Origin of the sequence: Streptomyces sp. KPB2 (assembly GCF_003950055.1) — a bacterium.
Lineage (GTDB): Bacteria > Actinomycetota > Actinomycetes > Streptomycetales > Streptomycetaceae > Streptomyces > Streptomyces salinarius.
On sequence record NZ_CP034353.1, the window covers coordinates 1,042,717 to 1,062,861 of the forward strand.

19 protein-coding genes are annotated in these 20,145 nt (G+C 72.7%); 8 read left to right on the plus strand and 11 right to left on the minus strand.

Annotated features, from left to right (window positions below; genetic code table 11):
- Positions 1 to 13: 13 nt before the first annotated feature.
- Positions 14 to 976: an FAD-dependent oxidoreductase gene (locus D1J63_RS04640; RefSeq protein WP_125627841.1), complete on the plus strand. Its 963-nt coding sequence runs from the start codon at positions 14 to 16 to the stop codon at positions 974 to 976.
- A gap of 33 nt (positions 977 to 1,009) precedes the next feature.
- On the opposite strand, the gene D1J63_RS04645 is transcribed toward D1J63_RS04640, so the two are convergent.
- Positions 1,010 to 2,746: a BCCT family transporter gene (locus D1J63_RS04645; RefSeq protein WP_125627842.1), complete on the minus strand. Its 1,737-nt coding sequence runs from the start codon at positions 2,744 to 2,746 to the stop codon at positions 1,010 to 1,012.
- A gap of 256 nt (positions 2,747 to 3,002) precedes the next feature.
- On the opposite strand from D1J63_RS04645, the gene D1J63_RS04650 reads away from it, so the two are divergent.
- On the plus strand, positions 3,003 to 4,514 hold the full coding sequence (locus tag D1J63_RS04650) for a M1 family metallopeptidase (RefSeq protein WP_206436753.1): 1,512 nt from the start codon (positions 3,003 to 3,005) through the stop codon (positions 4,512 to 4,514).
- A gap of 16 nt (positions 4,515 to 4,530) precedes the next feature.
- Here D1J63_RS04650 and D1J63_RS04655 read toward each other — a convergent pair whose 3' ends face one another.
- Both D1J63_RS04655 and D1J63_RS04660 read right to left on the minus strand, forming a co-directional pair.
- Entirely contained in the window at positions 4,531 to 5,016 is a 486-nt protein-coding gene (locus D1J63_RS04655; RefSeq protein WP_125627844.1) for a macro domain-containing protein, read from the minus strand.
- A 42-nt stretch (positions 5,017 to 5,058) separates the two neighbouring features.
- A complete protein-coding gene (locus D1J63_RS04660; protein ID WP_125627845.1) occupies positions 5,059 to 6,528 on the minus strand; it encodes an amino acid permease in 1,470 nt (489 codons plus the stop codon).
- A gap of 259 nt (positions 6,529 to 6,787) precedes the next feature.
- Here D1J63_RS04660 and D1J63_RS04665 point away from each other — a divergent pair, with 259 nt between their 5' ends.
- On the plus strand, positions 6,788 to 7,504 hold the full coding sequence (locus tag D1J63_RS04665; RefSeq protein WP_241235508.1) for a MerR family transcriptional regulator: 717 nt from the start codon (positions 6,788 to 6,790) through the stop codon (positions 7,502 to 7,504).
- A 32-nt stretch (positions 7,505 to 7,536) separates the two neighbouring features.
- Here the strand turns inward: D1J63_RS04665 and D1J63_RS04670 are convergent, their stop codons facing one another.
- The 3 genes from D1J63_RS04670 to D1J63_RS04680 form a co-directional block, all read right to left on the minus strand.
- Positions 7,537 to 9,717, minus strand: a complete 2,181-nt coding sequence (locus D1J63_RS04670; protein WP_125627847.1) for a 3-hydroxyacyl-CoA dehydrogenase NAD-binding domain-containing protein — start codon at positions 9,715 to 9,717, stop codon at positions 7,537 to 7,539.
- A gap of 87 nt (positions 9,718 to 9,804) precedes the next feature.
- A complete protein-coding gene (locus tag D1J63_RS04675) occupies positions 9,805 to 11,019 on the minus strand; it encodes an acetyl-CoA C-acetyltransferase (RefSeq protein WP_102927890.1) in 1,215 nt (404 codons plus the stop codon).
- A gap of 11 nt (positions 11,020 to 11,030) precedes the next feature.
- Complete coding sequence (locus D1J63_RS04680) at positions 11,031 to 12,218, minus strand: CaiB/BaiF CoA-transferase family protein (RefSeq protein ID WP_125627848.1); 1,188 nt, start codon at positions 12,216 to 12,218, stop codon at positions 11,031 to 11,033.
- A gap of 207 nt (positions 12,219 to 12,425) precedes the next feature.
- On the opposite strand from D1J63_RS04680, the gene D1J63_RS04685 reads away from it, so the two are divergent.
- Complete coding sequence (locus tag D1J63_RS04685; RefSeq protein ID WP_125627849.1) at positions 12,426 to 13,604, plus strand: saccharopine dehydrogenase NADP-binding domain-containing protein; 1,179 nt, start codon at positions 12,426 to 12,428, stop codon at positions 13,602 to 13,604.
- A 64-nt stretch (positions 13,605 to 13,668) separates the two neighbouring features.
- On the opposite strand, the gene D1J63_RS04690 is transcribed toward D1J63_RS04685, so the two are convergent.
- Entirely contained in the window at positions 13,669 to 13,815 is a 147-nt protein-coding gene (locus D1J63_RS04690) for a hypothetical protein (protein WP_125627850.1), read from the minus strand.
- 169 nt (positions 13,816 to 13,984) lie between these two features.
- Here D1J63_RS04690 and D1J63_RS04695 point away from each other — a divergent pair, with 169 nt between their 5' ends.
- Positions 13,985 to 14,179, plus strand: coding sequence for a hypothetical protein (locus tag D1J63_RS04695; RefSeq protein WP_125627851.1), 195 nt, complete (start codon positions 13,985 to 13,987; stop codon positions 14,177 to 14,179).
- On the opposite strand, the gene D1J63_RS04700 is transcribed toward D1J63_RS04695, so the two are convergent.
- Positions 14,167 to 14,868: an endonuclease V gene (locus tag D1J63_RS04700; protein WP_125627852.1), complete on the minus strand. Its 702-nt coding sequence runs from the start codon at positions 14,866 to 14,868 to the stop codon at positions 14,167 to 14,169. The genes D1J63_RS04695 and D1J63_RS04700 overlap by 13 nt on opposite strands.
- A 42-nt stretch (positions 14,869 to 14,910) precedes the next feature.
- On the opposite strand from D1J63_RS04700, the gene D1J63_RS04705 reads away from it, so the two are divergent.
- Entirely contained in the window at positions 14,911 to 15,210 is a 300-nt protein-coding gene (locus D1J63_RS04705; RefSeq protein WP_125627853.1) for a YciI family protein, read from the plus strand.
- A gap of 7 nt (positions 15,211 to 15,217) precedes the next feature.
- Here the strand turns inward: D1J63_RS04705 and D1J63_RS04710 are convergent, their stop codons facing one another.
- Entirely contained in the window at positions 15,218 to 15,547 is a 330-nt protein-coding gene (locus D1J63_RS04710; protein WP_102929073.1) for a plasmid stabilization protein, read from the minus strand.
- 83 nt (positions 15,548 to 15,630) lie between these two features.
- A complete protein-coding gene (locus D1J63_RS04715; protein WP_125635197.1) occupies positions 15,631 to 16,677 on the minus strand; it encodes an oxidoreductase in 1,047 nt (348 codons plus the stop codon).
- A gap of 338 nt (positions 16,678 to 17,015) precedes the next feature.
- Between D1J63_RS04715 and D1J63_RS04720 the strand changes: the two genes are divergently transcribed.
- Entirely contained in the window at positions 17,016 to 17,432 is a 417-nt protein-coding gene (locus D1J63_RS04720; protein WP_125627854.1) for an SsgA family sporulation/cell division regulator, read from the plus strand.
- Positions 17,433 to 17,499: 67 nt separating this feature from the next.
- On the opposite strand, the gene D1J63_RS04725 is transcribed toward D1J63_RS04720, so the two are convergent.
- Positions 17,500 to 18,177 (minus strand): GPP34 family phosphoprotein, encoded by a 678-nt coding sequence (locus D1J63_RS04725; RefSeq protein ID WP_125627855.1) that lies wholly within the window; start codon positions 18,175 to 18,177, stop codon positions 17,500 to 17,502.
- Positions 18,178 to 18,501: 324 nt separating this feature from the next.
- Here D1J63_RS04725 and D1J63_RS04730 point away from each other — a divergent pair, with 324 nt between their 5' ends.
- Positions 18,502 to 20,136, plus strand: a complete 1,635-nt coding sequence (locus D1J63_RS04730) for an ATP-binding cassette domain-containing protein (RefSeq protein ID WP_125627856.1) — start codon at positions 18,502 to 18,504, stop codon at positions 20,134 to 20,136.
- Positions 20,137 to 20,145: the final 9 nt, after the last annotated feature.

Below are 20,145 nucleotides of genomic sequence, written 5' to 3' on the forward strand. Positions count from 1 at the left end.
TTAACGTCCTGGTGTGGAAACCGAACTGGATGGCGAACTGACCGGTGAAGTCGTCGTGGTCGGCGGCGGGGTGATCGGGCTGACGACGGCCGTCGTGCTCGCCGAGCGGGGCAGACGGGTGCGGCTGTGGACCCGGGAGCCCGTCGAGCGGACCACCTCGGTCGTCGCGGGCGGGCTGTGGTGGCCGTACCGGATCGAGCCGGTCGCGCTGGCGCAGTCGTGGGCGCTGCGTTCCCTGGACGTGTACGAGGAACTGGCGGCGCGGCCCGAGGAGACCGGCGTGCGCATGGCCGAGGGGGTGCTCGGCGAGACCGGCCCGGACGAGGTGGGCGCGTGGGCCGCGGCGCGGCTGCCGGGGCTGCGTGCCTCGACGGCGGCGGAGTACGACGGTGCCGGGCTGTGGGCGCGGCTGCCGCTCATCGACATGTCGACCCATCTGCCGTGGCTGCGGGAGCGGCTGGTGGCCGCGGGCGGCACGGTGGAGAACCGTGCGGTGACCGAGCTGGCCGAGGCGGACGCGCCGGTCGTGGTCAACTGCACCGGTCTGGCCGCCCGGGACCTGGTGCCGGACCCGGCCGTGCGGCCGGTGCGCGGGCAACTGGTCGTCGTGGAGAATCCCGGCATCCGCACCTGGCTGGTCTCGGCCGACCCCCACTCCGGTGAGACGACGTACTTCCTTCCGCAGCCCGGCCGGCTCCTGCTGGGCGGGACGGCCGAGGACGACGTCTGGTCGACCGAGCCGGACCCGGCGGTCGCCGAGGCCATCGTGCGGCGGTGCGCGGCCCTGCGGCCCGAGATCGCCGGGGCGCGGGTGCTCGCGCACCGGGTGGGGCTGCGGCCGGCCCGGGACGCGGTCCGGCTGGAGCGCGCAACGCTGCCGGACGGGCGGCGGCTCGTGCACAACTACGGCCACGGCGGCGCGGGCGTCACCGTGGCCTGGGGCTGCGCGCAGGAGGCGGCCCGGCTCGCCTCCTGACGCCGTGGTGCGGTCCCGTTCGGCCGGCCGGGATCAGTCCTGGTGGTGCTTGCCGATCGGGTCGCCCTCCACGTCCGTGCCGGGGCCGGGGCCGATCCGGATCTCGAAGTCGCCCTCGTACTGCTTGTGGCCCTCGATGACGGCCAGTTCGACGGCTTCGTTGGCCATCTCGCCGCGCACGATGAGCGCGTCGCGGCGCAGGTCGCGCATGAGGGCGACGCACATGAAGATCATCACGATGACGAAGGGCGCCGCCGCGAGGATCGTGAGGTTCTGCAGACCGGTGAGCGCGTCCGCCTCGCCGCTGCCGATCAGCAGCATGATGGCCGCGACGGCGCCGGTCACCACACCCCAGACGACAACGACCCAGCGGCTGGGTTCGAGCGCGCCCTTCTGCGAGAGCGTGCCCATCACGATGGAGGCCGCGTCGGCGCCCGAGACGAAGAAGATGCCGACGAGGATCATCACCAGCAGGCTGGTCGCGGTGGCGATGGGGTACTCCTGGAGCACGCCGAAGAGCTGCCCCTCCGGGGTCGAGTCGTCGCCCAGCCGGTGCTGCTCCTGGAGCCGCATCGCGGAGCCGCCGAAGATCGCGAACCAGATCAGGCTGACCGTGCTGGGCACCAGGATGACGCCGCCGATGAACTGGCGGATCGTCCGGCCCCGGCTGATGCGGGCGATGAACATGCCGACGAAGGGCGTCCAGGAGATCCACCACGCCCAGTAGAAGACGGTCCAGCTGCCCAGCCAGTCCGCGACCTCCTTGCCGCCGCTGATCTCGGTGCGGCCGGCCATCTGGGGCAGGTCGCCGAGGTAGGCGAAGACGGACGTCGGCAGCAGGTCGAGGATGAGGATGGTGGGGCCCGCGACGAACACGAAGACGGCGAGCAGCAGGGCCAGCACCATGTTGGTGTTGGACAGCCACTGGATGCCCTTCTCGACGCCGGAGATGGCGGAGGCCACGAACGCCACCGTCAGCACCGCGATGATGCCGACGAGCAGCCCGGTGCTGACCTTGTCCATCCAGTCGAGCTTCTCCATGCCGGAGCCGATCTGCAGCGCGCCGAGGCCGAGGGAGGCCGCGGAGCCGAAGATCGTGGCGATGATGGCCAGGATGTCGATGACCCGGCCGCCGGCGCCGTTGGCGTGCTTCTCGCCGATGAGCGGGGTGAACACCGCGCTTATGGTCTGCCTGCGGCGCCTGCGGAAGGTGCTGTAGGCGATGCCGAGACCGACCACGGCGTAGATCGCCCACGGGTGGAGCGTCCAGTGGAACAGGGTGGTGGCCATGGCCGTGGCCATGCGGTCGCCGGAGTCGGCGGGGCTCGTGCCGGGCGGGGGCGTGGTGTAGTGCGCCAGCGGCTCGCTCACGCCGTAGAACATCAGACCGATGCCCATGCCCGCGCTGAACATCATGGCGACCCAGGACACGGTCCGGAACTCGGGTTCCTCGCCCTCGGCGCCGAGGTGGATGCGGCCGTAGCGGCTGGCCGCGAGCCAGAGGGCGAAGACCACGAAGCCGGAGGCGGCCAGCGTGAACGCCCAGCCTCCGTTGTGGAGCAGGCCGCCGAGCATGCTGCTGGAGACGTCCTCCAGCGAGTCGGTGGCGGCGGCGCCCCAGATGACGAACGCCAGAGTGAGGACGGCCGTGACGCCGAAGACGACGCGGTCGGTCCGGGGCCTGTGCTCGTGCCCCGGCAGGCCCGCTTCCGAACCCGGGAGCGCGCCTCTTTCGTGCTCTTCCTTGTCGCTTGGTCGGTCCTGCGTCACAGGCGGCACCTTTCCAGTCGATGAGGCCGAAAATACCCGTCCGCTAGGCCCATACCACGTAAGACGCGGAACTCACCTTCTCCGCGGCGGATATCGCGGTGACCCACCGTCACACGGCGCGGCGCGCTCGGCGGCGCGGGTGGCTCATGTCGGCCGGATGACGATCGTGTGACCAGGGTGGCCGTGGACACGACAGCGCCCACGGGGGCTGAATAGGCTCCGAACAGACTTCGTGGCCCTACCACTTGGAGCTTTCGTGCACCGCAGAATCATCGTGCCGGGCGCACTGGGCGCCGCCTCCCTCATGCTGGCGATCCCGGCGTCGGCGGCGGCCCACTCCCCCGGCGCTCCGGGCATCGGCGACCCCTACTACCCGGCCTACGGCAACGGCGGATACGACGTCTCGCACTACGACCTGCGCCTGAAGTACCAGCCGGCCACCGACCGGCTGGAGGGGACAGCGACGATCCTGGCCCGCACCACCGCGGACCTGTCGCGGTTCAACCTCGACTTCCTGCTGGACGTCGGCGAGGTACGGGTGAACGGCGCCAAGGCGTCGTTCACGACCTCGGGCGAGCACGAGCTGGAGATCACCCCGAAGAAGCCCCTGGACAAGGGCGCGCCCCTCACCGTGGTCGTCCGCTACAGCGGGGTGCCGTCGTCGAAGCAGGCGTACGGCTTCACCAGCTGGCACCGCACCCCGGACGGAGGCGTCGGCGCGAACGAGCCCGAGGCCGCCTGGTGGTGGTTCCCCAGCAACGACCACCCGCTGGACAAGGCCACCTACGACGTGTCGGTGCAGGTGCCGGACGGCACCCAGGCGATCTCCAACGGCACCCTCCGGTCGACGAGTTCGCGGCTCGGCTGGACGCGCTGGAACTGGCGCTCGGACAAACCCCAGGCCACGTATCTCGCGACTCTGGCGGTCGGGAAGTTCGACCTCACCACGGGCACCACCGAGAGCGGCATCCCGGTCGTCAACGCCTACAGCCGGGACCTGGGGGCGAACGACGGCGCGGCCCGGGCCAGCGTGGAGCGGACCGGCGAGGTCGCCGACTGGCTGAGCGGGTACTTCGGGCCGTATCCCTTCAACGCGCTCGGCGGCTATGTGCCGAACACCACCACCGGGTACGCGCTGGAGACGCAGACCCGGCCGTTCTACAGCCCGCGGCAGTTCGCGAACGGGTCGAACGTGTCCGTGGTCGTGCACGAACTGGCCCACCAGTGGTACGGCGACCTGGTCTCCGTGCGCGGCTGGAAGGACATCTGGATCAACGAGGGCTTCGCCCGGTACGCCCAGTGGCTGTGGTCCGAGCACGAGGGCGAGGGCACGGCGCAGGAACTGGCCGACTACACCTACGCCTCGCACCCGGCCGACGACGCCTTCTGGACGGTGAAGCCCGGTGATCCCGGCCCGGAGAACCAGTTCGACGCCGCCGTCTACGACCGGGGCGCGCTGGCCCTCCAGGCGCTGCGGAACGAGGTCGGGGACGAGGACTTCTTCGCGATCCTGAAGGGGTGGCCCTCGAAGCACGCCTACGGCAACGCGTCGGTCGCGGACTTCCAGAGGTACGCCGAGGAGGTGTCGGGCGAGCCGCTGGCCGCGCTGTTCGACACCTGGCTGTTCCAGCCGTCGAAGCCGGACGCGCCGGCGGCACGCGCCGAGTCGCTCGCGAAGGCGGCTCCGGCGTCCAAGGGGTCCGAGACCCCCGCGCAGCCCCGCTCGTGGCGGAGGATCGCCGCGACGAACGGCGTGCACGAGCACTGAGCCGCAGGCCGCGGGTCTAGGCGGCGTCCCCGTGGTCGTAGACGGTCACGGGGACGCCGCGCCGGGCGAGGCGGTCGGATATGAGCGGCTCGACGCGGGACCACTTGCCCCCGGCCAGGCCGCAGCCGATGCGGGGCATGTGCACGGACGCCTCCAGCCCGGCGGCCCTGTCGGCCACGCGGCCGAGGGCGGTGCCGATGGCCTCGTAGCGCACGGGGGCTCCCTTGCTGCCGGTCCGCATGCCGCGCTGGCCGATCATGTTGGCCACCCACACGTACGGCTCGACCTGGACGAACTGGACCGCGCCCAGTGCGAAGTCGTTGGACGCGCGGTCGCGGTGCCAGGCGCGGTAGGCCGCCTCCGGCTCGGGCCAGCGGCGGGAGAGGGCCAGGACGAAGCCCTTGCCCCAGCCGCCCAGGTCGTTGCAGACGTGGGCGATCACCTTGACGCCCTTGACCGACGGCGCGGTGGCGTCACCCCGGACATACCTGATCTCCGACATGACGCCACCGTAGGGGCCACCACTGACAGTGGCCCGGGGCCGCTACTTCCGCAGTGCCGACAGCTCCTGCTCGGCGTTGCGCGCCACCCGGCGCCGGACGCCGAACCAGCCGGCCACCAGCATCACCGCGATCACGGGCACCAGCAGCACGGTCTTGCGGCCGACCTCCTCGTCGTTCCACATCAGGCCGATCACGGCCAGCAGGAAGGCGATCGTGACGATCTCCGTGACGGGGCTGCCGGGCAGCCGGAAGCGCGGCCGCTCGACCAGGCCCGCGCGCGCCCGGCGCACGAAGACCAGGTGGCAGATCATGATGATCACCCAGGTGCTGATGATGCCCAGGGAGGCGACGTTCAGGACGATCTCGAAGGCCTTGTTCGGCACCAGGTAGTTCAGTCCGACACCGAGGACGCAGATGCCGCAGGTCAGCAGGATGCCGCCGTAGGGAACCTGGCTGCGGCTCATCACGCCGGTGAACCGGGGCGCGGAGCCCGCCATCGCCATGGAGCGCAGGATGCGGCCGGTGGAGTACAGACCGGAGTTGAGGGACGACATCGCGGCGGTGAGCACGACGAGGTTCATCACGTCACCGGCGGCCGGCACCCCGATGCCCGACAGCACCGTGACGAAGGGGCTCTCGTCGCCCGAGTACAGCGAGCTCGGCAGCAGCAGCGCCAGGAGGACGACCGAGCCGACGTAGAACAGGGCGACCCGCCACATGATCGAGTTCACCGCGCGGGGGACGATCCTGTGCGGCTCGGCGGTCTCGCCGGCGGCGACGCCGACCAGCTCCAGGGCCGCGTAGGAGAAGATCACGCCCTGCATGACGAGGACCACGGGCATCACGCCGTGCGGGAGGATGCCGCCGTGGTCGGTGATCATGCCCACGCCCGGGGTCTGCCCGCTCACCTCGTGCTGGGTGGCCAGCAGGAAGATGCCGATCAGCATGAAGCCCACGAGGGTGGCGACCTTGACGATCGCGAACCAGAACTCCATCTCGCCGAAGATCTTCACCGAGATCAGGTTCACGGCCAGGACCACCGCCAGGGCGATCAGGGCGAGCACCCATTGGGGAATGCTCGTGAACATGCTCCAGTAGTGCGTGTACAGCGCGATGGCGGTGATGTCGGCGATGCCGGTGGTCGACCAGTTCAGGAAGTACATCCAGCCGGCGACGTAGGCGCCCTTCTCGCCGAGGAACTCGCGCGCGTACGACACGAAGGATCCGGAGGAGGGCCGGTAGAGCACCAGCTCACCGAGGGCCTTGACGACGAAGAAGGCGAAGACGCCGGCGACGAGGTACGCGACGGCGAGCGCCGGGCCCGCGTCGCGCAGGCGGCCGCCGGCGCCGAGGAAGAGGCCGGTGCCGATCGCGCCGCCGATGGCGATCATGTTGACGTGGCGGGCCTTGAGGTCCTTGCTGTAACCGGCGTCGCCCGCGTCCGCGGGGATGGTCCCGGTCGCCTGGGGGTGGGCGGCGACCTGTGCCGTGTCGACGGCGTCCTTGCTCACGGGTGGTTCCACTCTCTGGTGCGCTCGGGCGGGGTGCGCCCGAGTCGTCCGTACGTGTGTCTCGGGCCCGCACCACCCAATGACGCGGCACAGACCAAGACGGCACCTTCCCACGACACAGCGTGGGCATGCGGTGGTTCATGTCACACAGCGTGACTTCTCACAAGATCCACCGACGGTCTGCACCTGGTGTGCAAGAGGCCTGCGACCGATGCGGAAGAGGTTTCACAGTGTTGGTGAGACAGCGATACTGCTGCACATGACGACGACCGACACCGAGGAGCCGACCCTCACGATCGACGAGCTGGCCGCGCGGGCCGGCGTCACGGTGCGCACGGTCCGCTTCTACGGCACCCGGGGGCTGCTGCCGCCGCCGGTGCTCGGCCCGCGCCGCGTGGGGCACTACGGCCGCGAGCACGTGGCCCGCCTCGCGCTGATCGAGGAGCTGCAGCACCAGGGCATGACGCTGGCCGCGATCGAGCGGTACCTGAACCGGCTGCCGGACGACCTGAGCCCCCACGACCTGGCGCTGCACCGCGCGGTGGTGGCCTCCTGGGTGCCGGAGACGGTGGAGCGGGTCACCCGCGAGGAGCTGGGCCGGCGGGCCGGGCGGCCGCTCACCGACGAGGAGGTGGAACGGCTCGGCGCGATGGACGTCGTGGTGCCCGACGGGGACGGCTACCGCGTCGACGCCGGGCTGCTGCGGCTCGGCGTCGAGCTGCTCGACGTGCCCTTCTCCCCCGAGACGGTGCTCGCCGCCCGCGCCGCCCTGCTGGAGCACTCCCGCGCCGCCGCGCGCGACCTGTCGCGGCTGCTGCGCGACGCGGTCGCCGAACGGGACGCGCCGGACGTGCGGTCCCTTTCGGCGCACATGCACCCGCTGGTGGTGCAGGCGCTGCTGACCACGTTCCAGCGCTCGCTGCGCGAGGAGCTGCGGGAGTGGCTCGACGAGGGCAGCGCGTACGGCGAGGACTGAGGCGGCCCCGGTCCCCGCCGCGGGCACCGGCCTCAGCGACCGTCGGTGAAGACCTCCCCCTTCTCCGCCTTCTCCACCAGCAGCGCGGGCGGCGTGAAGCGCTCGCCGTAGCGGTCGGCCAGCTCGCGGGCGCGGGCGACGAAGCCCGGCAGACCCCCTTCGTAGCCGTTGATGTACTGGAGGACGCCGCCGGTCCAGCCGGGGAAGCCGATGCCGAAGATCGAGCCGATGTTGGCGTCGGCGACGGAGGTCAGGACGCCCTCCTCGAGGAGCTTGACGGTGTCGAGCGCCTCCGAGAAGAGCATGCGCTCCTGCATGTCCCGGAACGGGATCTCCTGTCCGGGCCGGGTGAAGTGCTCGCGCAGCCCCGGCCAGAGTCCTGCCCGCCTGCCGTCCTGGCCGTACTCGTAGAACCCGGCGCCGCCGCTGCGCCCGGGGCGCCGGAACTCGTCGACCATGCGGTCGATGACGGCGTCGGCGGGGTGCGCGGTCCAGGTGCCGCCCGCCTCCTCCACGGCGCGCCTGGTCTCGGCCCGGATCTTCCGCGGGAGGGTGAGCGTCAGCTCGTCCATGAGGGAGAGCACCTTGGCCGGGTAGCCCGCCTGGGCCGCCGCCTGCTCCACGGACGCCGGCTCGATGCCCTCCCCCACCATGGCGACACCCTCGTTGATGAAGTGGCCGATGACCCGGGAGGTGAAGAAGCCGCGCGAGTCGTTGACCACGATCGGCGTCTTCTTGATCTGCCGGACCAGGTCGAAGGCGCGCGCCAGCGCCTCCTCCCCGGTCCGCTCGCCCTTGATGATCTCCACCAGCGGCATCTTGTCCACCGGCGAGAAGAAGTGCAGCCCGATGAAGTCGCCCTGCCGCTCGACGCCCTCGGCCAGCGCCGTGATCGGCAGGGTCGAGGTGTTGGAGCACAGCAGCGCGTCCGGGGCGACGACGTGCTCGATCTCCTGGAACACCTTGTGCTTGAGCGAGGTGTCCTCGAAGACCGCCTCGATCACCGCGTCGCACCCCGCGAGGTCGGCGACCTCGGCGGTCGGCGTGATCCGGGCGAGCAGCGCGTCCGCCTTCTCCTGACTCGTACGGCCCCTCGCCACGGCCTTGGCGCACAGCTTCTCCGAGTACGCCTTGCCCTTGAGCGCCGACTCCAGCGAGACGTCCTTCAGTACGACGTCGATGCCCGCGCGGGCGCACGAGTAGGCGATGCCCGCGCCCATCATGCCCGCGCCCAGGACGGCGACCCTGGCGACCTTGCGGGGCTCCACGCCCTTGGGGCGGTTGGCGCCGGAGTTGACCGCCTGGAGGTCGAAGAAGAACGCCTGGATCATGTTCTTCGAGGTCTGCCCGGCGGCCAGCTCGACGAAGTAGCGGGCCTCGATGACCTGGGCGGTCTCGAAGTCGACCTGGGAGCCCTCGACGGCGGCGGCCATGATGTTGCGCGGCGCCGGGTAGGGGGCGCCGTTCGTCTGCTTGCGCAGGTTGGCGGGGAAGGCGGGCAGGTTGGCCGCGAACTTCGGGTGGGACGGGGTGCCGCCGGGGATGCGGTAGCCGGGCCGGTCCCAGGGCTGGGCGGACTCCGGGTGGGCGTCGATGAAGGCGCGCGCCCGGGCGAGCATGTCCTCGCGGCTGTCGGCGACCTCGTCGACCAGGCCGTTCTCCTGGGCGCGGCGCGGGTTGTACTGGGTGCCCTGGAGGAGGACCTTCAGCAGGGCGTCGGTGATGCCGAGCATCCGGACGGTGCGCACGACGCCGCCGCCCCCGGGGAGCAGGCCGAGGGTGACCTCGGGGCAGCCGATCTTGGAGCCGGGGGCGTCGAGGGCGACGCGGTGGTGGCAGGCCAGCGCGATCTCGTAGCCGCCGCCGAGGGCCGCGCCGTTCATGGCGGCGACGACGGGCTTGCCGAGGGTCTCGATGCGGCGCAGGTTCCGCTTGATGGCCATGCCGCCGTCGAAGAGGTCCTGGGCGGTCTCGGGCGTGACGCGGATGAGGTCGCGCAGGTCGCCGCCGGCGAAGAAGGTCTTCTTGGCCGAGGTGACGATGATGCCGCGGATGGCGTCCTTCTCGGCCTCCAGGCGGTCGGTGACCGCGGCGAGGGAGTCGCGGAACGCCTGGTTCATGGTGTTCGCGGACTGGTCGGGGTCGTCGAGGACGAGGGTGACGACGCCGGTGTCGTCCTGCTCCCAGCGGATGGTGGTGGGCTCGGTGCTCATGAGGTGTGCTCCAGGTGGTCCGTCGTGGCCGTCGTGGCCGTCGTGGCCGTGGCAGCCGTCGTGGCCGTCGTATCCGTCGGGAGGGGGTCAGATGCGCTCGACGATGGTGGCGATGCCCATGCCGCCGCCCACGCACAGGGTGGCGAGGCCGTAGCGCTTGTCCTGGCGCTCGAGTTCGTCGACGAGGGTGCCGAGGATCATCGCGCCGGTGGCGCCGAGGGGGTGGCCGAGTGCGATGGCGCCGCCGTTGACGTTGACCTTGTCCAGGGACAGGCCCATGTCCTTCACGAAGCGCAGGACGACCGCCGCGAACGCCTCGTTGATCTCGACCAGGTCGATGTCGTCGATGGTCAGCCCGGCCTTGGCGAGGGCCTTGCGGGTGGCCGGAGCGGGGCCGGTGAGCATGATGGTGGGCTCGGAGCCGGAGACGGCGGCGGAGACGATCCGGGCGCGCGGCCGCAGACCGTAGCGGTCGCCGACCTCCTTCGAACCGATGGCGACCAGGGAGGCGCCGTCGACGATGCCGGAGGAGTTGCCCGCGTGGTGGACGTGGTCGATCTTCTCGACCCAGTGGTACTTCTGCAGCGCCACCGCGTCGAAACCGCCCAGCTCGCCGATGTCCGCGAAGGACGGCTTGAGCTTCCCCAGCGAGTCCGCGGTGGTGCCGGGGCGCGGGTGCTCGTCGTGGTCGAGGACGGTGAGGCCGGCGCGGTCCTTCACCGGGACGACGGAGCGCTCGAAGCGGCCCTCCTTCCAGGCGGTGGCCGCGCGTTCCTGGGACAGGGCCGCGTACTCGTCGACGTCGCGGCGCGAGAAGCCCTCGATGGTGGCGATCAGGTCGGCGCCGATGCCCTGCGGGACGAAGTTGGTGGCGAGGTTCGTCATCGGGTCGTTGAACCAGGCGCCGCCGTCCGAGGCCATCGGGACCCGGGACATGGACTCGACGCCGCCCGCGAGCACCAGGTCCTCCCAGCCGGAGCGGACCTTGGCGGCGGCCAGGTTGACGGCCTCCAGGCCCGAGGCACAGAAGCGGTTCTCCTGGACGCCGGCCACGGTGTCCGGCAGCCCGGCGGCGATCGCCGCGATGCGCGCGATGTCGGAGCCCTGGTCGCCGACCGGACCGACGACGCCGAGCACGATGTCGTCCACGGCGGCCGGGTCCAGGTCCGGGAAGCGGGCGCGGATCTCGTGGATGAGGCCGACGACCAGGTCGACGGGCTTGGTGCCGTGCAGGGCGCCGTTCGCCTTGCCGCGTCCGCGCGGGGTGCGGATCGCGTCGTACACGTACGCTTCGGTGCTCACTGGCAGGCCTTTCACTGAGGGTTGTGCACTGCGGGGTTCGGGAGGGACGCCCGGGGCGGGTCCTGCTCGCGGGGCAGGTCCCAGTCGCGGGCCACGGACTCGGCGCCGGCGCCGGGCAGCGCGGGCCCGGTGCGTACGGCGGTGGGGGTCGCGGAGAAGCGGGGCGCGGGGGCGGGCTGGGTGATGCCGCCGTGGTCGGTGAAGGTGGAGCGGGCGGCGAGGTGCGGATGGTGCGGGGCCTCGCGCAGCGACAGGACGGGCGCCGTGCAGGCGTCGGAGCCGGCGAAGACGGCCGTCCACTCGTCCCGGGTACGGGACCTGAACCGGGCGGCGACGGCCGCACGCAGCTCTGGCCAGCGGGACATGTCGTCGCGGGCCGGTGCGAGGCCGGGGATGCCGAGCAGCCGCATGAACTCGGCGTAGAACTGCGGCTCCAGCGCGCCGACCGCCATGTGGCGGCCGTCGGCGGTCTCGTAGGTGCCGTAGAAGGGGCAGCCGCCGTCGAGGAGGTTGGCGCCGCGCCGGTCCTGCCAGCCGCCCGCCGCGAGCATGCCGTGGATCATCGAGGAGAGGTGGGCGGTCCCGTCGACGATCGCGGCGTCCACGACCTGGCCGGTGCCGCTCGCGCGCGCGTGGTGCAGGGCGGCGAGGACGCCGACGACCAGGTAGAGGGAGCCGCCGGCGTAGTCGCCGAGGAGGTTGGCGGGGGCGGGCGGCGATGCGTCGGGGGCGCCGATCATGCCGAGGGCGCCGGTGAGGGCGATGTACCCGATGTCGTGCCCGGCGCGCTGGGCGAGCGGGCCTTCCTGGCCCCAGCCGGTCATACGGCCGTAGACGAGGCGCGGGTTGCGGGCGTGGCAGTCCTCCGGGCCGACGCCGAGCCGTTCGGCGACACCGGGGCGGTAGCCCTCGATCAGGACGTCGGCGCGTTCGGCGAGGTCGAGGACGCGGGCGGGGCCGTCCGGCGCCTTGAGGTCGACGACGACGGAGCGCTTGTTGCGGTTGGTGACGTCATGGGCGGGGTCGATCCCGAGTCCGGGACCGCCGGGGCGGTCGACGCGGACGACGTCGGCGCCCAGATCGGCCAGGAGCATGGCGGCGAAGGGCCCGGGACCGATGCCGGCCAGTTCCACCACGCGCACACCGGTGAGCGGGCCCTCGGCACCCGGTGTCCGCGTCGGCGTCTTCGCTTGCGACATTCAGCCCCCAGCTCTGTGACACAACCGATGTAACACCAGTGATGCTAAGAACGTGTTCCACTGGGCACAAGACCCGGGCGAGCAAGCGCTTAGCCAATTGTGGTCGAGGCTCCTCGCCGGGCCGCGCGCTCCTCACGCTAGCCTCAGCCACCGGCAACGGCGCGTGCTGCGGACCCAGGGGTTGCCGACGGGTGACGGAGGGATGTCATGAGCAGGCTGAAGACGGCCGACCGGCCGTACGACATCGTGCTGTTCGGGGCGACGGGTTTCGTCGGCGAACTGACGGCGGAGTATCTCGCCGCGCACGCGCCGAAGGGGCTGCGCTGGGCGATCGCCGGCCGGGGCGAGGAGAAGCTGCGCCGCCTGCGCGAGCGGTTGCCGGCCGCGGCGGACGTCGGCGTACTGCTCGCGGACGTGTCCGATCCGGACTCGCTGCGCGAACTCGCCGGGCACGCGCGCGTGGTCGCCACGACCGTCGGCCCCTACCTCCGCCACGGCGACGCGCTGGTCGCCGCCTGCGCGGACGCCGGAACGGACTACCTCGACCTCACCGGGGAGCCCGAGTTCGTGGACCTGACGTACGTGCGCCACGACGCCCGCGCGCGGGAGACCGGCGCCCGGCTGGTGCACGCCTGCGGCTTCGACTCCGTCCCGCACGACCTGGGCGTGCACTTCACCGTGGGGCAGCTGCCGGAGGGCGTGCCGCTGCGCGTGGACGGTTTCGTGCGCGTCGGCGCCACCTTCTCGGGCGGAACGCTCGCCTCCGCGCTGGGCCAGTTCGCCCGCGGCCGTCGGCTGCGGGCCGCCGCGCTGGAACGCCGGCGGCACGAGCCCCGGCTGGTGGGCCGCCGCGTGGCGACGCCGACGGGGGCGCCGCGGTTCGCCGGGGAGGTCGGTGCGTGGGCGCTGCCGCTGCCGACCGTGGACGCGCAGATCGTGCGCCGGTCCGCGAAGGCCCTGGACCGCTACGGACCGGACTTCCGCTACCGCCACTACGCGGCCGTGCGGCGGCTGCCCGTCGCGGTGGGCGGGGTGGCGGCGGTGGCCGCGCTGGTGGCGGCGGCCCAGGTCCCGCCCGTGCGGCGCCGGCTGTCCGGCCGGCTCGCGCCGGGCGAGGGACCGAGCGCCGAACGGCGGGCGCGGAGCTGGTTCTCGGTCCGCTTCGTGGGCGAGGGCGGCGGGCGGAAGGTGTTCACCGAGGTGTCCGGCGGCGATCCCGGGTACGACGAGACGGCCAAGATGTTCGCCGAGGCGGCGCTGTGCCTGGCGCTCGACACCCTGCCGGCGACGGCCGGGCAGGTCACGACGGCCGTGGCGATGGGCGACGCGCTGACCGAGCGGCTGCGGGCGGCGGGCATCGGGTTCCGGGTGGCCGCGAGCCGCTGAAGGCCCCGCGAGGCGGTCGGAGGCCGGGTCCGGAGGCCGTCTCCACCCGGCCCACCCGCCGTCTCTACCCCGCCCACCCGGCGATCGTGTAGATCATCCCGCCGATCCAGGCCAGCCCCGCACCCACCGCCAGCACGAGGCCGGCGACCACGGCCCGCTCGACGGGCCGGCCGGGCTCGGCCGAGTTCTTGGATGCACGGTGTGTCGTCATGCCGCCCACCCTGCCGGTGCGCCGGGCGGCGGCACATCCGTACGGGTACTCAGACACGCCTGGGCGCCCGAACGGCATGATTTGAGACTTCTCGCGCGCCCCTCCCCCTGCGAACGGGCCCGGTGTGCGGCAAAGTGCCAAAAAGGACTTCAATGAAACCCTTGAAGGCATGAAGTTCCTTCTCGAAGTCACCATGGACGACGGCGCGCTCGCCGAGGACCCGGCGGGCGAACTCCAGCGGATCCTGCGGTACTGGGGCGGCAATCTGAAGCACTACGACCTGCGGCCCGGAGACGGCTCGGCGATCCACGACTCGGCCTACCGGGAGGTGGGCCGCTGGAGCATCGAGGGTCAGGCCGGATAGGTGGCCGTCCGCAGGGCCGCGCGGCACAGCGCGTCGGCCCTGCGGGTGGTCTCCGGCAGCCGGTAGCCGGCAGTCAGGGCCAGCGTGTGGGCGCAGGCGTTGCCCAGGCCCACCCGGTGCCCGACGGAGACGAACACCGGCTTCACGGCGTCGCGGGTCCGCACCGCGCGCCCGACCTCCTCGGCGCCGGAGAGCAGCGGGGACGTACTGCCGCGCGGGGCGTCCGGGTCGTCGTACGTGAAGGTGAACGGGTTCTTGGCCACGCCGATCGTGGGCAGGCCGGTGAGGACGCCCAGGTGGCTCGCGAGGCCGAAGCGGCGCGGGTGGGCCAGGCCGTACCCGTCGCACACGACCAGGCCGGGCGGGCAGGGCAGCGCCTCCAGGGCGGCGAGCACGGTCGGGATCTCCCGGAAGGCGAGCAGACCGGGCACGTAGGGAAAGGAGATCCGCCCGACGGCCGTGGCCTCGGCCACGACGGCGAGGGTCGCGGCGTCCAGCACGACGGCGGCCGCCGCGACGACGTCGCGTTCGTCGTCGTAGGCGACGTCCACGCCGGTCACCCGGCCGGTGCCGGGCGTCGGTCCGGGCTCGTCGAGCACGACGCGGGCGCGCAGCTCGTCCTGGACGGCGCGGGCCCGTTCCTCGGTCGCGGGCCAGTCGGCGGGGATCTGCACGGTCACGGTCGTCATGGTGGCGGCAAGCCTACGGGAGCCCGGAGTAGGCTCGCGATCATGTTCGTACTGGAGCTGTCCCACACCGCCCCGCGCGAAGCCGTCGACGCCGTGCTGGAGGAGCACGTGGCCTGGCTCGACGGACTCTACGAGCAGGGTGTGTTCCTGGCGTCCGGCCCCAAGGAACCCCGCGACGGCGGGGTTGTCCTCGCCGTCGCGGAGGACCGGGCGCGGATCGAGGAGATCGTCGCGGGCGACCCATTCGTCAGGGCCGGCGTGTGCGCGTACCGCGTCACCGAGTTCGTCGCCACGAAGACGGCGCCCGCGCTGGAGCGCTACCGGGAGACGCTCGCCCGGTAGCGCCGGCTCACTTGCCGAGCGCCTGGCGCAGCTCGCCCTTGTTCATGCTCGAACGGCCGTGGACGTCACGGCGCTTGGCCTCCTGGTACAGCTGGTCGTAGGTGGGCCCCTGGGGTCCCTGCCGGTTCCCGGACCGCCGGCCGCCGCGCTTGCTCGGCGACTCGTCCCGCGTGGACGTGCGGCTGGCGGTCTTCGACTCGCCGGACTGCGCGCGCTCCTTGTTCACCGTGCGCGCCGCGATCTCCTTGGCGCGGCCGGTGCTCTCGCCGCGGTCCTTCGCGCTCTTCTTGATGTGTTCGTACTGCCGCTCCCGCTTGGGGCCGGAACCGCTGGGCATGTCCGCTCACTTCCTCTCGCGTACGGCTCACGTACAGCGAACGGTTACCCACGTTACGGACAAACACCCCGCCCCGCCCGGCGTCAGCGCTCCAGCCGAGCAACCCGGCCCTGCTCGCCCGCGGCCCAACAGCCCAGGTCCGGGGTGCAGTCCACGGTGTCGTAGGACCCGGTGTCGACGGTGCGCCAGGTGCGGCCGCCGTCCGTGGTGAGGTCGGTGCCGGTGGGGCCCACGGCGAGGGCGGCGGTGCGGCTGTGCGGGAGCCAGGCGACGCCGGAGCGGTAGGCCGGCGGCGGCCGGTCGGCGGGGTGCCAGGTGCGGCCGGCGTCGCCGGTCCGGGCGGCGGCCCGCGGGGAGGCCTGGTCGGGGCGGTAGTCGCCGCCGACGGCGAGACCGTGGGCGCGGTCGCGGAAGGCGAGGGCGAAGACGCCGCGGGCGGGGTCGCCGGCCGGGATCGGGGCGTCGGCGGCCGTCCAGGTGAGCCCGCGGTCGGCGGAGTGCAGCACGCGCGCGTGCGCGGCCCCACCGGTGGCGAGCCACACGTCCTTCGGTCCCGCGGAGACCAGGCACTGGCCGCCGGCAGCGAATCCGGCCTCCCCCGTCTGCGCGGCCGGCATCCCGGCGTCGGGCAGCACCTTCCACGAGCGGCCGCCGTCGCTGGTCGACAGGATGCGGAACCTCCCGTCCACCGGGTCGCTCATGGCGAGGCCGTGGCGGCGGTCGAAGAAGGTGAGGCAGTCGTAGAAGGCCCGCGCATCGGTGTTGCGGAAGGACTCGGTCCAGGTCGCCCCGCCGTCGTCGGTGCGGTAGACCCGGGACGCCTCGCCCTCCCCGATGGACAGGGCCACGGCCCGGCGGGCGTCGAAGGCCTCGATGTCCCGGAACTCCAGTTCGCCGGCGCCGGGCGGGGAGACGTCGCGCCAGGTGTCGCCGCCGTCGGTGGTGCGCAGGACCGTGCCCCCGGTGCCGGCCACCCACGCGGTGTGCCGGCTGACGGCGGCGAGCCCGCGGAACCGGACGTCGGAGATCCCGGTGTCCTTCACGTCCCACTGCGGCCGCGGGTGCGCCTGGGCGGGTACGGCGGTCAGCGCGGCGAGCGCCGCGGCGCAGACCGCCGCCGCGAGCACCACCCGCCCCGTACGCCTGCCGCCGGCTCGAACGGGCCGTACCGTGCGTCGCGTGCTTCCCAAGCGCCTCATGGCGGGCGAAGCTAGCCCACCGCCCGGGCGCCGTCCAGGGGGCGTCGGCCGGCACTCGTCCACCACGCGCGTGTGGCGCGCGAGTGCCGCAAGTGTCCTTCGGGGCACGCGGGGAGAGCCGTGTCACTCCCGGGGGCTGCCGGGCATGAACGCGGTGACAGAGGTCACTCGCTCGTCGTGTGCACGGATGGGCTGATTCCGACGTCTCTTCCAGTGCCCGGCCCGCACCACCTCCGAAGCCCGTCCAGCCGTCACGAGGGAGCAAGGCGTTGTCCACCGTCATCGAGCAGCCCGTCGAGGCGCGTCTCGTCGCCGCCGCACCGCGTATGCCGAGCATCCCCGCCACCCTGCACTACGACCGCAGTGACCCGTTCGCCGTCCGCATGACCTTCCCCGCCCCGGCCACCCTCGAGGGCGTGGACGTCTGCTGGACCTTCTCCCGCGAGCTGCTCATCGCCGGGATGCGGGAGCCGAACGGCCACGGCGACGTCCGGGTGCGCCCGTACGGGTACGACCGCACCGTCCTGGAGTTCCACGCGCCCGAGGGCACCGCCGTGATCCATGTGCGCTCGGGTGAGCTGCGCCGGTTCCTGCGGGCCGCGGGCGAGCTGGTGCCGGTGGGTCTGGAGCATCTCCAACTGGACCTGGACCACGACCTGGCGGAGCTGATGCGCGGGAGCTGCTGACCCGCCCGCCGGGCCCCGCGGCGGCGGGAGCCGCTGACCGCCCCGCCGGGCCCGCTGCGGCGGTCGCTCAGCCGCCGGCCGACGCCTGCGCCCGCGCGCGCGTGGTCTCGTCGCTCACCGCGCCCCTGACCTCGCCCACGATCGTCCGCATGCCGGGGGCCGCGCTCCCGCACCGCCCGATCAGCTCGGCGATCCGGTCCCGGCCGCGCGCTCCGCTCCCCCAGCCCTCCGGGACGCCCAGCCCGGCGGCGGCCGCCAGCACCGCCGTGGCCGCGTCCCGCTCGGACACCTCCCCGGCCGGCAGCGGCCCCTCCAGGACCCGCCGCACCTCCTCGCGCAGCGCCCGCGCCACGGCGGGCCGCGCGAGCACGTGGTCCACGGACGGGAACACGCCGAGCACGCGCTTCTTCTCGGCCCGCACGTACCCCTCGGCCACGAGCTGCTCCCGCACGGCGTCGTAGGTGACCCGGGCGTGCGGCCGCACCCAGGTGCGCCACCGGCGCGGCATCGACTCGCGGACGAGCTCCAGCAGGCCGTCGAGGACCGGGTCCCCGGTGCGGGAGTCCGGGTCGGCGGGCGTGGCGATGCCCTCGTCGTCGGTGAGCAGGCCGCACCGGGCCAGTTCGGTGAGCGCGCCGGCGCGCACCAGGTGGTGGACCCGGGCGGTGTCGGCGGCCGTGGACCGCGCGGGGTCCCAGGCCAGCAGGCAGAGCCGGGCCGGCAGGGAGAGCGAGCCGTTGGGCACGGGGGCCTCCTCGGTCCGTGGAGCGAGTCGGTGTCCGGTTCCCGCGTAAATGCGTTGACAGGCCACCGGGTCTCTCCTAGGTTCAATGTCGCTTCTGTTGCCGCCGATTGGAGAAGGACGTTGCTCGTCTGAGGTCCTGAGACACCGCGTCACACGTATCTCACGTGTGGGCGCCGCGTGCGACCTCGGCGTTCGAGCCGTCCGTGCCTCCTTAGCGGAGCAGGGCTTCCTTCGTGCCCTCCCTCGTCCGACGGTGGCCGCCCGCTTCCGGTGTCTCGATACGCGTTTGCCCCTGACCGCTTCGAGCAACCGCGGAGACCCCGTATGTCTACTTCCCCCACTTCCCTCACCTGTACGTCCCTGTCCTTCGCCTGGCCCGACGGCACCGCCGTCTTCGACGGACTCGACGTTGCCTTCGGCCCCGGCAGAACCGGGCTGGTCGGCGTCAACGGCGCCGGGAAGTCCACCCTGTTGAAGCTGATCGCCGGGCAGCTCACCCCCACCGACGGCACCGTCCGGGTGGCCGGCGAGGTGGGCCACCTGCCGCAGAACGTCACCCTCGACACCGCGCTGCGCGTCGACGAAGCGCTCGGCATCGCCGGGCGGCGGGCCGCGCTGCACGCCATCGAGGCGGGTGACGCGAGCGTGGAGCACTTCGAGACCGTCGGCGACGACTGGGACGTCGAGGAACGCGCGCTGGCCACCCTCGGCGAGCTGGGGCTGGGCCACCTCGGGCTCGACCGCACCGTCGGCGAGGTCTCGGGCGGCGAGTCGGTGCTGCTGCGGCTGGCCGCGCTGCTGCTGCGCCGGCCCGACGTCCTGCTCCTGGACGAGCCCACCAACAACCTCGACGTGTACGCGCGCAGGCGGCTGTACGCGGCCGTCCGGTCCTGGCCGGGCGTCCTGGTCGTGGTCAGCCACGACCGCGAGCTGCTGGAGCTGGTCGACCAGATCGCCGACCTGCGCTCCGGCACGGTCACCTGGTACGGCGGCAACCTCACGGCCTACGAGGAGGCCCTGGCCGTGGAGCAGGAGGCGGCCGAGCGGATGGTCCGGGTCGCCGAGTCGGACCTGCGCAGGCAGAAGCGCGAGCTGGCCGACGCCCAGGTCGTCCTGGCCCGGCGCAAGCGGTACGGGCAGAAGATGTACGACACCAAGCGCGAGCCGCGGGCGGTGATGAAGCTGCGCGCCCGTACGGCCCAGCAGTCGGCCGGCAAGTACCGCATCATGCACGAGGAGAAGCTCGCCGAGGCCAAGGAGCGACTCGACGACGCGGTGGAGGCCGTGCGGGACGACGACGAGATCCGCGTCGACCTGCCGTACACGGCCGTGCCGCCGGGCCGGACCGTGCTCACCCTGCGCGACCTGGAGTTGGCCCACGGTGCCCGGGTGACGGGCGGTCTCGATCTGCACGGCCCCGAGCGGATCGCGCTGATCGGCCGCAACGGCGCGGGCAAGACCACGCTGCTGCGCACCGTCGCGGGGGAGCTGGCGCCGGTGGCCGGCGAGGCGACGGCACACGTGCCGCTCCGGTTCCTGCCGCAGCGGCTCGACGTCCTCGACGACGAGCTGAGCGTCGCCGAGAACGTGGCCCGGTACGCGCCGGGCGCCACCAACAACCGGATCCGGGCGCGGCTGGCACGCTTCCTGTTCCGGGGCGCCCGCGCCGACCAGCAGGCGGCGACACTGTCCGGCGGCGAACGCTTCCGGGCGGCGCTGGCGGCGCTGATGCTGGCCGAGCCCGCGCCGCAGCTGCTGATGCTGGACGAGCCGACCAACAACCTGGACATGGCGAGCGTCCGGCAGCTCACCACCGCGCTGGAGGCCTACGAGGGGGCGCTGATCGTGGCGAGCCACGACCTGCCGTTCCTGAAGTCGCTCGGCATCACGCGCTGGCTGCTGCTGGAGGAGGGAGAACTGAGGGAAATCACGCCGGAAGCTGTCGGGTATTGCGCCTAGCGTCCGCTG